This window comes from Bradyrhizobium sp. in8p8, from assembly GCF_000426845.1.
Classification (GTDB): domain Bacteria; phylum Pseudomonadota; class Alphaproteobacteria; order Rhizobiales; family Xanthobacteraceae; genus Bradyrhizobium; species Bradyrhizobium japonicum_C.
The window spans coordinates 39,094-52,992 of record NZ_KE384580.1 but is presented as its reverse complement, the minus strand read 5'-3'; the positions used below and the strand labels follow the sequence as shown (position 1 = coordinate 52,992).

Here is a 13,899-nt window from a genome sequence, read left to right as displayed (position 1 = left end):
CCGGACCTCAGGCGAAAATTTGTTCGTCGTCTTGCTTGTCATGGCTCCATCCTCTCAGGAGTTGGAGCCTCCGGCAAACCCGGGGCGGTTCAATGGCTGCATGCGGGCCTGAAAGGCGCAGGATTTGAGACGGTTCTGCTGGAAACGCGGCACGTGAAGGCCGCATTGTCTGCAATGACGGTCAAGACGGACCGCAAGGATGCGCGCGGGATCGCCCAGTTGATCCGGATGGGATGGTTTCGGCCGGTGCACGCAAAGTCGGTCGATGCGCAAGAAATCCGGGCACTCCTGATCGCACGCAAACAGCTTCTCGGGCGGCTGATCGATGTAGAATTAAGTATCCGAGGGATTTTGCGCGGCTTCGGTCTGAAGACTGGCCCGGTGACGAGAAGGAATTTCGAAGCGCGGATTCGAGAGTTGGTTGCGGGTCAGGCGACATTGGAGCGCATTGCCGGTGCGATGCTTTCGGCGCGGTCAGCCCTGAAGGCAGAATACGGAAGGCTACACAAGGCTGTGCTGGCAATTGTGCGCGACGATGCGGTCTGCCGCCGGCTTATGACAGTCCCAGGCGTTGGTCCCCTAGTTGCCATCACCTACAAATCGGCGATTGATGATCCTCATCGTATCGTAAAATCAAAGGCAGCAGGCGCGCTGTTCGGGCTCACGCCAAAGAAGTATCAATCGGGAGAAAAGGACGTCACGGGCGGAATCACGCTTGCTGGCGATGAGACGGTGCGGACGGTGTTGTATGAAGCCGCGAACGTTCTGCTATCGCGCATCACGCGGTTCTCAAAACTCAAGCGCTGGGGGATGGATGTCGCCAAGCGAAGAGGCTCGAAGCGCGCAAAAGTCGCCCTGGCGCGCAAGCTCGCAGTGATCCTGCATCGGATCTGGGTCGATGGCACGACTTACCGATGGACCGAAGCGGGCCCGATCACAGCATAGAACACGTCGAGGAGATCAAGAACGCGACCGGGCTGAACTGAAGCCCGATGCCCGAAGTCCCGTCGCCGGGACGGTGGATCCGGTGAAGCCGTTACACGGCCCTCAGGTTCATGCGGTCGACGAGACCGGCAGGGTCGTCGCCCGTAAAAAGCTTCGCCGCTCCGAGGTGATCGAGTTCTTCGAGGCGTTGTCGCCCTGCTTGATCGGCATGGAGGCCTGCGGTAGCGCTCATCATTGGGGCCGGGAGCTGACCGCGCTCGGCCACGACGTTCGGCTGATGCCGGCAGGATATGTCAAACCCTACATCAAGCGGGGCAAGAACGACGCAGTCGACGCGGAGGCGATCTGCGAAGCGGTCGCTCGACCAATGGACTGAACGATCGTATGACCAGTTAAAGATCAGTGCGGAGATGTAATGCGATGGAGCGACATGCAGCGGGGCGTTCTTCGTTAAAAAAAGAAGAATGGATGGCGCAGTCAGAGTCTCCGTCCATCAGTCCCCAAGTTCGCAAATCGGCCGAAGAATCTCTTCCCGAAAAACCACCTTCCCAGGAGACGAAGCGTCCCCCTGCCCAAAAATCACGACTTCGCTCCCTGATGTTTGCTTTGCTCCCGCTCGCGCTTGTGATCGGGACGTATTACTACGTGACCGGCGGAGCGACCATGTCGACCGAGAACGCGTATGTGCAGGCCGACAAGGTGGGATTGTCGACCGATGTCGGCGGAATCGTCAGTGAAATTCTGGTGCATGACAACCAGACAGTCGCCAAGGGCGCCATTCTGTTCAAGCTCGATCCCCAGCAATTCCAGTTTGCTCTTGATCGGGCAGAAGCCCAAATTGGCAACACGAGAAACGATTTACTCGCGTTGCAGGCGAGTTACCGGAATATGCAGGCTCAAGTCGAGCAGGCCAAAAAGGATGTCGAATTCAACACGGTCAATTTCCAACGCCAGCAACAGCTCCTCGCCAGTCACTTCACGCCACAAGCGACCTTCGACGCGGCGCGCAATACATTGGAAGGGGCACAGCAAAAGCTGGCTTCATTGCAGGCGCAATTGGCTGGACTTGCCGCCAACCTGAATGGGAATCCCGATGCGCCAATCGAAGACCATCCGCGGTACAAAGATGCGATAGCCGCTCGCAACGAAGCCGCCCGCGAGCTGGCGCATGCGGTTGTAAGGGCGCCTTTCAACGGCATTGTCACCAATGTGCCATCGCTGCAGCCGGGACAATATCTCGCGGCTGCTGCAACTGGTTTCAACATCGTCTCAACCGATGATGTCTGGATTCAATCAGACCCGAAAGAGACCGAGCTTACGTACGTCAAGCCGGGCCAACACGCGGTTATCGAGGTCGACACATATCCTGGGGTCAAATGGTCGGTACGGTCGACAGTATTAGCCCCGCGTCGGCTTCGAGTTTTTCGCTTTTGCCGGCAGAAAACACCAGCGGCAACTGGGTGAAGGTCGTGCAACGCATTCCGATGCGCGTCTGGGTTAAAAACGATCCCGCAAAGCCGGCGCTCCGGGTGGGGATGAGCGTCGTGCTTAGCATTGATACAGGCCATCCGCGCGGATTTCCGAGCTTCCTGGTCGACTTGTTTGGATCATCGAGGACATCGAATGGCTAGCCCACAGTCGGGTGCACGTCCTGTCAATCGCCCAGCGATTACTGCCTGCGTCATTCTCTCGGTCATCATGCAGGCATTGGATACCACCATTGCGAACGTGGCGCTTCCGTACATCCAGGGCAGTGTGTCAGCCAGCGCGGACCAGATAAATTGGGTTCTCACCTCTTACATCGTCGCAGCGGCGATCATGACGCCTCCCTCGGGTTTCCTCGCCAGCAAGTTCGGGCGCCAACGCGTGCTGCTGGTGGCGATCGCCGGCTTCGTCGTCGCTTCGGTCCTGTGCGGCATCGCGCAATCCCTGTCTCAGATCGTTGCCTTTCGTCTGCTTCAGGGATTCTTCGGTGCCGCGCTGGTGCCGATCGCGCAGTCCATTCTCCTCGATGTTTACACGGCGAAGGAGCGGGGTTCCGCAATGGCGCTGTTCGGGGTCTCCGTCATGGTAGGGCCCGTTTTGGGACCCATCATCGGAGGCTATCTCACCGATCATTTTAGCTGGCGCTGGGTCTTCTACATCAATATTCCCATTGGGGCGCTGGCATTTGGCGGAATCTCTGCGTTTTTGCGGGAGAAGAAGGAACTGGGCAACACCAAGCTCGACTGGCTCGGCTTCGGGAGCTTAAGCGTTGCAATCGCTGCAATGCAGGTCTTCCTCGATCGGGGCGCGCAACTTGACTGGTTTTCCTCGCTGGAGATCCTGATCGAAGCGACCGTAGCAGTTTCGGCCTTCTACGTTTTTCTCGTCCACACCTTCACGGCGGCAGCAGGCAATTCGTTCGTCGATCCGCGGCTCTTCCTCGACCGCAATTTTGCGGTAGGCATGCTTTTCATCTTTATCGTTGGCATCACATATCTTGCCTCGCTCGCGTTGCTGACGCCGTTTCTGCAAACCTTGATGGGGTATCCGGTCGTGACGGCCGGAATCGTCATGGGGCCGCGCGGTATGGGAACGATGGTTTGCATGTTTCTGGTCGGTCGCCTGATCGGGCGTGTCGATACCCGATGGCTGCTGATGATCGGTCTGTTGCTGACTGCCTGGGCAATGTACGACATGACCGGCTGGAATCAAAACGTCTCGGAAGCAACTATTGCGCTGACCGGATTCATCCAAGGTGCAGGTCTGGGATTTCTCTTTGTACCTCTGACGACGGTGACCTTCTCAACCCTTCCTGAAAAGAAGCGCGGAGATGCGACGGGGCTGTACAACTTGTCGCGCAACGTGGGCTCGAGCGTTGGAATATCGATCGTATGCTATCTTTTGATCCGAAACGGACAGATCAATCATGCCACCATTTCGGCTCACGTCACGGCGACCAATCGCGCATTCGATAACTCCGCTGTCTTGCATGCATTGAGCCCATGGAGCCCGACGGGGCGAGCCGCACTCGATCAGCTTGTTCAAATGCAGGCTTCGATCATCAGCTATATTGATGATTTCAAACTGATGATGGTCCTATCCTTGGCGGCGATTCCGTTGGTTCTGCTTTTGCGGCGAGGTGGCAGCTCTTCGCCGAGTGATCATGCGATGGTCATGGAATAGTTTAGAAGCCACAGTCGCCTCAAAGGAGGTGAAACAGCGGAGGCAGCCTCCTTCCTCAACATGGGGCCTCTCCCGGAACTTACTTCGAAAGCAAGTGTTCATCATGTGGTGCAGAGGAGATTTGAATGACATGGGCTATGTTCGCTTCCGCCGCGCTTGGACAAGAGGGGAGTGCTGCGCAACGCGAGGCTTGCACACCAGACGCGCTACGTTTGTGTGGACAATACATTCCGGATGCGAACGCCATTGCCACCTGTTTGCGTCATTCCGGGCCTCGTCTCAGCCCGGAATGCCACGCCGTATTTTATCCCTCCCGAGCCGAACTTAGGAATGCACGGCGCGGTGACCTGCCGCCGGCCTCTGGTAGCGAGGACAGCGATAAGTAGGGCATATCCCACCCTCACGCAGCACATACCCCCGCCGCTTCAAGATACAAGCTTGCGATTGCCGGGGGTGCACGCTTTGTCGTCGGGCTCCTGCCGTGTGCCTTTGCGCGCTCTGCTTCATTATGGTTGGGGCTTTCTGCCGGGAAGGGATGTTCAATATGCTTCCCTCCGCAGACTGTGGCTGTAACGCCACGTATGTCCCGTAACGCGCGAGCATTGGCTGGATGGGTAGCGATGCCGGCCAACCGCGGGCACCGATTTGGCGAGCACCTGCGGGTGATCGACAGGCGTCTTTTGACGTCGCTTTTGGTGAGAAGTCGCAAAGAGGCTATTCCAAGAGAAGTGAGAACGAGTAGTATCCGCTGGAACGGTTTCGCTCGATAAAGACGAGAACATGATGGCAGGTATCGAACCTATCTCGTCGTCCGTGAAGTTCGGCTAAGCGACTGAGCCAGAATCGCATTTGTCTTTGTGGATGGTTTTGGGATTGCAGGGTTTTGATGGGTCGGGCATCGGAACCTTGCAATTTCATTTTCAGGATTCCGTCGAATCGCCAGTCATGATTCCTTCGTCGTATCGGAGGTGGCGATGCGACCGAAGAAGCACAGGACGACGGGATCGGGCGATCTGTTCCGGGCCAGGCTGGACCAGATCATCAACATGAAGCACGAGCTGGTTCAGCTCGCCGGCAAGATCGATTGGGACTGGCTCGACGGCGAGATCGCGCCGCTCTACAGCGAGAACGGTCGGCCGGGCATCGCGACCCGCTTCGTGATCGGGCTGCTGCTACCCAAGCACATTTACGGCCTGTCCGATTAGGGGGTGTGCGAGCGTTGGGTCCACGACACGTATTTCCAGTACTTCACCGGCGAAGAATTCTTCCAGCACGCGTTCCCGCACGAGCGCTCGGACCTGAGCCATTGGCGCAAGCGGCTCGGCGACAAGCTGGAGCTGTTGCTGGCCGAGAGCTTGCGGGTGGCGCACGAGGCCGGCGCGTTACGCAGCCAGGACCTCAAGCGTGTCACGGTCGATACCACCGTGCAGCCGAAGGCGATCACCTTCCCGACCGACGCCAAGCTGCTGCACGCAGCGATCAAGGGGCTCAACCGCCTGGCGAGGAAGCACGGGGTCAGGCTGCGGCAGTCCTATCTTCGCATTGCCAGGACCGCGGCCATGATGGCGGGGCGCTACGCCCATGCCAAGCAATTCAAGCGGCATTACCGGCAGTTGCGCATTCTGCGCAGCCGGCTGGGCCGGATCATCCGCGATATCCGCCGCAAAATCGAAGGTCAGGCTGCGCTCGAGAACGCGCTCGCCCTCCCGCTCAGCCGGGCTTCGCAGATCCGCTCGCAGCAGCAGCGCCAGCGTGGCTGGAAGCTCTATTCCTTTCACGCCCCGGAGGTGGAGTGCATCGGCAAGGGCAAAGCAGCCGCGCCTTACGAGTTCGGTGTCAAAGCCTCCATCGTCACCAACAACCGCCGTGCTCCCGGTGGCCTCTTCGTGCTGCACGCCAGGGCTCTGCCCGATAACCCGTACGACGGTCACACCTTGCGCGACGTCATCGACCGCACCGAGACGCTCACCGGCTGCGCGATCGAGCGGGCCTATGTCGACAAGGGATACCGCGGCCACGACGCGCAAAATCCCCGTCGCGTCTTCATTTCGGGTCAAAAACGCGGCGTCTTCGGTATCATCAAGCGCGAGCTGCGCCGCCGCTCCGCTATCGAACCCATCATCGGACACCTGAAGACCGATGGTCACCTCGGCCGCTGCTACCTCAAAGGCCGCGCCGGCGATGCCGCCAACGTCATCCTCTCCGCCGTCGGCCACAACTTCCGCCGCATCCTCGCCTGGCTCAGGGCTCTTTGGTGCCTAATCCTGCGCGCCCTCATCGCTGCAATCAGCGACCGCTCATCGCTGCAATCGGCTTCTTAACGGACGACAGGAGAATGGCGGAATGCGCTTCGCTGATCGGCGCTGCGAAGTGGGTGGACGCTAAGCGGATTACGTCACCTGCGGTCTTCCGCACATTTCAGGCGGTCGGCCCAATCGGCATCGGCCAGACAACCGGTGACTCAATATCGAAATTGGCGAGTTCGTAACCGCGCCTGAAATCGACGATATGCTTGTCCATCCAGGAGCGCGCCTCCTTCCCGTCACGCTCAGTCAGCGCATTGAGTATCTTCTCATGCGCAAACACCAGACGCTCGCCGGCATTCAGGCGGGAGAAAACCCGAAGGAAGGCCGGGTAGAACAGCTGACTCATGGGCTGGCGGCTGAGCTGGAGCGCGCGATTTCGCGAGGCCCGGGCAATGATCTGATGAAATTCGATATCAAGGTCGACCAGGCCCTGCTTGTCTTCAAGCGCCGCCTTGGTGTTCTCGACATTGGTCCGGAGCGCCTCAAGCATATCGTTGTCGATTCGTGTCGCGGCGCATTCGGCCAGCACGGGCTCGAGACAGCGCATGCTTTCCCACAACTCGAAGAAGCTGATCTCATGCAGGACGATCGCCGCCGTGACCCTCTGCGAGATATCGGCCTCGCGCGGCGCGGTGACGTAAAGAAGCTTGCCGCCGTCGTGACGACGAACCAGGCCATTCTGCTCCAATACCCGTATCGCTTCTCGAATGGTCGAACGGTGAACATCGAACGCCTCGGCCAATGCCGTCTCAGAAGGCACGCGGTAGCCGACTGCCCATTGGCCGGACATGACCCTGGCCTCAATGGTGCGTACCACCAATCGGTATGCCGGTTCGTTTCGCTCGCGCGATGAAGCATTCAGATCGTCAACTAGCGCCATTTTTAGTCCGACAAATTGGTATGCTACACAGTACCGCGGTGCAGAAAAATATCAACAATAGACAGAATCTTCTGGTTGATTGTGCGATCGATTTGACAACTTGCGACGATAACCCACATTATTGTCCGACAATAATCGCCGTTTTAGATGACCCTACCGCGGAGGTTGGAACCTTGGACGATATTGATTTCGCGCGAAAATCGGTGCTGGTGGTCGGTGGATCGAGCGGTATCGGCAATGCGATTGCGCAGGGATTTCGTTTGCGCGGCGCCGATGTCCACGTCTGGGGAACCCGGCAATCGGCGTCCGACTATGCCGCGGAGCAAGGTTGCGACCTCACCGGTGCACTATTCCCAGGTGAATGTCAGCGATTTCGATGCCATCGAATCGTTGCAGCCAGCCTTCCCGAATCTTGACGTGCTCGTCCTGTCACAGGGAATCGTGCTGTACGGTCGGCGCGAGTTCGAAATGCAGGGGTTTCGTCAAATCATCGATGTGAACCTCAACAGCCTGATGGCGTGCAGCCTCAAATTCCACGAGATGCTGAGAGCCAGCCGAGGGTCGATCATCATTCTCAGTTCGATGGCAGGGTTTCGCTCGACCAAAGGCAACCCGGCCTACAACGCCTCGAAAGCGGGCGCCGTTGGCCTCACGCGTACGTTGGGAGAGGCTTGGGCGGAGGACGGGATCAGGGTCAACGGCATCGCACCCGGCTTAGTCGCCACCAAGCTCACCAAGGTGACGACCGATCGTCCAAAGCGACGAGAGGCGACCGAGCACCGCGTCCCGTTGAAACGGCTCGGACAGCCGGAGGATATGGTCGGCACCGCCCTGTTCCTGGCATCTCCGTTGTCGAGCTACATGGTCGGACAGACGCTCATCGTGGACGGCGGCATCACGCTGGCCTGAACCGCCGTCCAGCCGGAGCATGATTCGCAAAGTGTCACGCTTCAGGTGCGTCGCGCGAACTCGCGGTCGCGCAACTCGCGGCGCCGGATCTTGCCCGTGATTGTCATGGGAAGTTCGCTCACATACTCGATCGCGCGCGGATACTTGTATGGTGCGGTCACCGACTTGACATGATCTTGCAGCGCTCTCGTCAGATCGGGCGATGGCTCACCTCCCTGGCGTAGCACGACGAATGCCTTCACGATTTCGCCGCGCTCGGGATCGGGGCTGGCGACGACGGCGCACGACTGCACCAGTGGATGTTCCGCCAGGGCATTTTCGACCTCGATCGGACCGATGCGATAGCCTGCCGAATTGATGACGTCGTCGGACCGCCCGCGATACCAGAGATAGCCTTCGGCGTCCTTCTCCGCCCGGTCGCTGGTGAGATACCAGCGCCCGTCAGGACCGTCGACGAAACACGCGGCCGTCTTGTCCGGCTCCTTCCAGTAGCCGAGCATGAGCTGCGGATTGGGCACCTTGAGCGCGAGGTCGCCTTCCTGGCCGGGCGGCAGACGGTTTCCACCGGCGTCGATCACGTCCAGATCGCTTCCGGGTGAAGGACGGCCCATCGAGCCGTATCGCACATCCTCTCCGGGGTAGTTCAACGCCACCATCAGGGCTTCGGTCTGCCCATAGGCCTCATCGATCCGGATGCCGGTCACCTCCTGCCATCGTTCGGCAACCACGGGGTTCATGGCTTCGCCTGCGGTGACGACGCGGCGCAGCCTTCCCATGTCCGCTCTGGTGCCGACCTCGGCAACGACGCGCGACAATTCCGTGCTGGCGGCGCAGTACACGGTGACGCCGTGCCGACGCAACAAGCCAAGCCGTTCGCTCGGAACGAACGGCCCATCGTAAAAGAACGCGCAGGCGCCGCAGCTCAGCGGCCCGAAAATGATGCTCGTTCCGGCTTTGCTCCATCCGGTATCGGCGGTGCACCAGATCACTTCGCCCGGACGCAGATCCAGCCAGTAGATCGCCGAAACGCGCCACGCATAGATGGCGCGGGACGCGTGCACCACGGCCTTCGGATGCCCCGTCGAACCCGAGGTGTAGTACATGATGGCCGGATCGTCGGCACGGACCACCGCAGGGCTGAGCTGTTCCGACGCTTTCGCCAGCTCACCGTTCCAATCCAGCCAGCTTTCAGCTTCGCCGAGAGCGATGCGAACGGGAATGGCATCTTGAACCGATGCAAACTTGGCGGTGTGTTCGGCGCGGCAGATCGCTGCGCTCGCCTCGGCGTTGGAAACCCGGTACTCGATGTCGCGCGCGGTCAGCATCTCGATGCAGGGGATCGGGACGGCACCGATCTTCATGATCCCGATCAGGGCGATGAACCATTCAGGCAGGCGCGGCAGCATGACGATGACGCGATCGCCCTTCTTGATGCCCCGGGATCGCAGCACGTCGGCCAGTTTGTTTGAGAGTCGCGACAGGTCGGAATAGCTGTATCGTTGCGTGCTGCCTGCCGCGTCCTGCCAGATCAGCGCCGGACCGTCCTGCTCCCGAGCGCGACGATCGATCACGTCCGCGCCGAAGTTGAACGTCTCCGGTACCCGCCAATCGAACCCGGCGCGGAGCGCATCGTAGTTCTCGGCTGTTTCCCCGCTCACCTCGTTGAACGACCAGACGTCCCGCATCTCATCCTCCCGTCATGCACGGCTTGTTCGAGCTTGCCATCCGGATCACTTCCCCACGATCCGGCGTCCGATTGCCCAGCGATGCACCTCGGAGGGGCCGTCATAGATGCGGAACGCGCGCACGTCGCGATAGAACCGCTCGACCACCGTATCGCGCGTCGTGCCGAGGCCGCCGAGGATCTGCAGCGAGCGGTCGGCGACGCGGGCGATCGCCTCGGAGCATATCACCTTGGCCATCGAGCTCTCCGTCGAGGCGCGCTCGCCCTTGTCGAGAAGCCATGCCGTATGCCAGATCGTCAACTGAACCTGGTGGATGTCCATCGCATTGTCGGCAAGCATGAACGATACGCCTTCATGCTGGCCGATCGGATGACCGAAAGCCGTGCGGCGACGCGCGAATTCGGTTGCGATCTCATGGGCCCGGATCGCCGAGCCGAGCCAGCGCATGCAATGCGTCAGCCGCGCCGGCGCAAGCCTTACCTGGGCATGGCGGAAGCCTTGCCCAATCTCGCCCAGCACGGCATCGGCCGGCACGCGGAGTCCGTTGAAGCGAACCACGGCGTGGCCGCCGACGAAGCTGGAATCGATGGTGTCGAGCGTCCGCTCGATCGTGATGGCGGGATCCGACATGTCGGCGAGAAACATGGTCGCCGCGCCGTCCAGCCCCTCACCGGTCGCACGCGCCATGATGATCGCGAAGGCGGCCCCCTCGGCGCCCGTGATCAGCCATTTCTCGCCGTCGATGATCCAGCTGTTGCCTTCACGCCGCGCGGTGGTCTGCATCTGGGCCGGATCGGAGCCTGCGCCGGGAGCCGGCTCCGTCATGCAGAAGCAGGAGCGCACCTCTCCCGTCGCGAGCGGCTTCAGATAGCGTTCGCGTTGATCCGGCCGTGCGACCACGTCGAGCAGATGGATATTGCCCTCATCGGGCGCCGCGCAATGCAGCGCCACCGGCCCCAGCATCGAATAGCCGGCGGCCGTGAACACCGCCGAACGACCGATATGCGACAGCTTCTGGCCGCCATACTCGGCCGGCGCATGCAACGCCAAGACGCCGGCCTTGCGCGCGAGCGCGTTGAGCTCACGCCGCAGCTCGTCGGTCGGCCCATGCGACGTCCAGCGCTTGTCCTTCTCGAACGGAATCACCTGATCGACGACGAAGGCTTTCACGCGATCGGCGAGTTCGGTGACGTGCGCAGGCAGGGAGAAGTTCATGTCGAGCTGGTTGACCATCGGTTTCCTCATTCAGAGCCGCCCGTCGCGTCACGCGCAACGAGAAGAATGTCTTCGCCCAGGCGAGCGAATTCGACGTAGCGATCGTCCTTCACCGCACCGTTGATCCATTGCCGATGCAATTGTAGGAACACGACGCCAAGCTTGAACAGTGCCAGCACACGCAGCGCTGGCAGATCGTCGATATCCTCGCCGGTGAGCGCCGCGTAGCGCCGCGCGACCTCGCTGCGCCGCCAGAAGCCCGGATGGGCCGTGGGCATCTGCCCGAGCCGCTGCAACGCCGGCGGATCGTCGGGCTGGGCCCAGTAGCTCAACAGGGTTGCCAGGTCGAACAAGGGATCGCCCCGCGTGCCCATGTCCCAGTCGACAAGCGCGACCGGTACCAGAGCTTGCGGATCGAGGATCAGATTGTCGAGCTTGAAGTCGCAATGCAGCAGGGTCGGAGACCGTTCGCGGAATAACTGCCGGGAGAGCCAATGCGACACGTCCTGCAGCAGCGCCTTCAGCGCCGCGTTGTCGGTGACCAGCGCGCCGCGTCTGGACCATCCCGCGATGGCACGTCCGATGAATCCGTCGGGACGGCCGAGGTCGTCGAGACCGATCTTGCGGCAATCCACCCGATACAGGGCCGCCAGCGTCTCGACCATCATCGCGGAAAGTTTGCCGGGTGCATCGGTGCGATCATTCAAGGGCGACAGGTCGGCACCACGGATGACCAGGCCCGGCCGGTATTCGATCAATTGAAATGAAACGCCGATGACGCTGCAGTCGTCGCAATAGTGCAGCGCGCGCGCCACGAATGGAAGCGCGTCCGCAAGCCGCGACAGGATGCGGTGCTCGCGCGCCATGTCGTGGGCGCCGGGCGGCAGATCGCCGTCGGGCGGCCGGCGCAACACCGCGGGCTTGCCGTTCACGACCATCAGATAGTTGCGATTGGCGAGGCCGCCGGCAAACTGCCGGATCGGTCGCTCGAGATCGACGCGCATGCCGTTGGTCTTCAAATAGCCGGACAGCCTGCCCCAGTCGCAGGGCACGGTTTCCTCGAGCGGCAGAAACTTCGAAGCGTCTCCCGGTTCCGCGCTCAACTCGAACCACCCATTTTGCGAATTTCGCGCTCGCGCAGCTCGCGCCGCAAGATTTTGCCGTTGGCGCTGAGAGGTAGGGCATCGACGATCTCGATGTCACGCGGCGCCTCGTGTTTGGCGAGCCGCGTCTTGACCAGCGTCCGTATGCTCTCCTTGATGTCGTCGGATGGCACGACGCTGCGCGACAGCACGATGAAGGCCTTGATCGACTCGTTTCGGACCGGATCGGGCACGCCGATCACCGCGGCCATCGCGACATCGGGATGCTTGATCAATACGTCTTCGATCTCTCCCGGACCGATCCGGTACCCCGAACTGGAAATGATATCGTCGGCTCGGGCATGGAACCAGAAATAGCCTTCCTCGTCGCACGTCCCGAGGTCACCGGTGATCATCCAGTCGCTGATGAACTTGGCTGCCGTCGCCTTGGCGTCACGCCAATATTCGAGCAGCATCAGGGGGTCCGGCCTGCGAAACGCGATATTGCCAATCGTGCCCGGCGCAACCTCCTGGCCGGAATCATCCACGACCGCGCAGACGTGCCCGGGCATCGCCCGCCCCAGCGCGCCGGCCTTGAACGGCATGACGCGCCCGTTATTGCCGATCGTCGAGTTGCACTCGGTCTGACCGAACACGACGTTGACGTTCACCTTCAATGCATCCTGTGCCCACCTCACCAGTTCGGCGCCGACCGCCTCGCTTCCGCTCACGACCGACCTCAGATCCAGGGCCTCGGGCAATCGCCCGACCTGACGCAGCATCTTCAGCATTGTCGGCGTCAGCAGCGAATTGCGCACCCGATGCTTCACCATCATGGCCACGGCCTGCTCGGGATCGAAGCTGGACGCCCGAAATGCCAGCACCGGCTTGCCGTGAAACCACGCCGGCATCAGGATGTTCATGAAGCCTGCCAGCCAGGACCAATCCGCCGGCGACCAGAACAAGTCGCCTGGCTGCGGAAAGAAATCATGGCAGAACTCGATGCTCGGCATGACGCCGATCATCGCGCGGTGCGCCTTGAGCACGCCCTTGGCCGGCCCGGTCGTCCCTGACGTGAAGTTCATGAACGCCGGATCCGCCGACGATGTGCCGATATTTAAGAAGTGATCGCTGGCGCGCGCAATGGCGGCGTAAAAATCGGAGGCGCCGTCGCTGACGCCGTCGACGATCAGAACGTGCTGGAGATGCGGCAGCCGGTCCCGGATCGGCGCGACGACGGACCATCCTGCCTTGTCGGTGACGAGCACGCGCGCATCGCTAATGCCGAGCCGGTGCTCAACGGCCTCGACCCCGAACAATCGGGAGATGGTCACCGAGACCAGGCCGGCCTTCCAGCAAGCGACATGGGTAATTCCGGCTTCAGGATCCTGCCCGAGCAGAATCGCGACGAAACTGCCGCGCGCTAATCCGTAATGCGAAAAAACATTGGCGAGCCGGTTGGCGGAGCGTTGGATATCGCGGAAGGTGTAATGTCTGACGTCGCCGGTGCCGCGGTCGTGGATCAGAGCCACCGCATCGCCGCCAGCGTGGCGGTCGCACACATCGGACGCGATGTTGTAGGCTTTGGGGATATTCCAGCGAAACGACCGGTATGTCTCATCATAACTGTCCGAACGCGTGATGAGCATTGTGCCTCCCAAACCGCGCCTCGCCGTGAGTTCAACGTGGCGGAGATCATTATTGTCGGA

The 13,899-nt window shown here is 60.8% G+C and carries 7 protein-coding genes and 4 pseudogenes; 6 read left to right on the top strand and 5 right to left on the bottom strand.

Annotation, left to right across the window (positions count from 1 at the left end):
• From K408_RS40105 to K408_RS40095, 5 genes and pseudogenes are all read left to right on the top strand, one after another.
• A partial coding sequence (locus K408_RS40105) for an IS110 family RNA-guided transposase (protein WP_029674850.1) occupies window positions 1-945 on the top strand: 945 nt, incomplete at its 5' end.
• A gap of 73 nt (window positions 946-1,018) precedes the next feature.
• Window positions 1,019-1,312, top strand: a pseudogene (locus K408_RS0136970) (IS110 family transposase); the annotation flags it as partial.
• Between the two features lie 53 nt (window positions 1,313-1,365).
• Window positions 1,366-2,576: pseudogene (locus K408_RS40100) on the top strand (HlyD family secretion protein).
• Window positions 2,569-4,113 carry a DHA2 family efflux MFS transporter permease subunit gene (locus tag K408_RS0136960; RefSeq protein ID WP_024343493.1) on the top strand — a complete coding sequence of 515 codons (1,545 nt, stop codon included), beginning with the start codon at window positions 2,569-2,571 and terminating at the stop codon, window positions 4,111-4,113. The pseudogene K408_RS40100 and the gene K408_RS0136960 overlap by 8 nt, the downstream one beginning before the upstream one ends.
• 974 nt (window positions 4,114-5,087) lie before the next feature.
• Window positions 5,088-6,434 (top strand): annotated as a pseudogene (locus tag K408_RS40095) (IS5 family transposase).
• A gap of 97 nt (window positions 6,435-6,531) precedes the next feature.
• Here K408_RS40095 and K408_RS0136950 read toward each other — a convergent pair.
• Window positions 6,532-7,299, bottom strand: coding sequence for a FadR/GntR family transcriptional regulator (locus K408_RS0136950; RefSeq protein ID WP_024343210.1), 768 nt, complete (start codon window positions 7,297-7,299; stop codon window positions 6,532-6,534).
• A 173-nt stretch (window positions 7,300-7,472) separates the two neighbouring features.
• Between K408_RS0136950 and K408_RS40090 the strand changes: the two are divergent.
• Window positions 7,473-8,208, top strand: a pseudogene (locus K408_RS40090) (SDR family NAD(P)-dependent oxidoreductase).
• A gap of 41 nt (window positions 8,209-8,249) precedes the next feature.
• Here the strand turns inward: K408_RS40090 and K408_RS0136940 are convergent.
• The 4 genes from K408_RS0136940 to K408_RS40085 are packed head-to-tail and all read right to left on the bottom strand — an operon-like array spanning window position 8,250 to window position 13,839.
• The gene (locus K408_RS0136940) at window positions 8,250-9,893 is read right to left on the bottom strand and encodes an acetate--CoA ligase (RefSeq protein WP_024343211.1); all 1,644 of its coding nucleotides are present in this window, start codon (window positions 9,891-9,893) and stop codon (window positions 8,250-8,252) included.
• Between the two features lie 45 nt (window positions 9,894-9,938).
• Window positions 9,939-11,138 carry an acyl-CoA dehydrogenase family protein gene (locus tag K408_RS0136935; protein WP_245265987.1) on the bottom strand — a complete coding sequence of 400 codons (1,200 nt, stop codon included), beginning with the start codon at window positions 11,136-11,138 and terminating at the stop codon, window positions 9,939-9,941.
• A complete protein-coding gene (locus tag K408_RS0136930; protein WP_024343213.1) occupies window positions 11,135-12,211 on the bottom strand; it encodes a phosphotransferase family protein in 1,077 nt (358 codons plus the stop codon). Before K408_RS0136930 ends, K408_RS0136935 begins: the two co-directional genes overlap by 4 nt.
• Complete coding sequence (locus K408_RS40085; protein ID WP_024343214.1) at window positions 12,208-13,839, bottom strand: AMP-binding protein; 1,632 nt, start codon at window positions 13,837-13,839, stop codon at window positions 12,208-12,210. The genes K408_RS0136930 and K408_RS40085 overlap by 4 nt, the downstream gene beginning before the upstream one ends.
• Window positions 13,840-13,899: the final 60 nt, after the last annotated feature.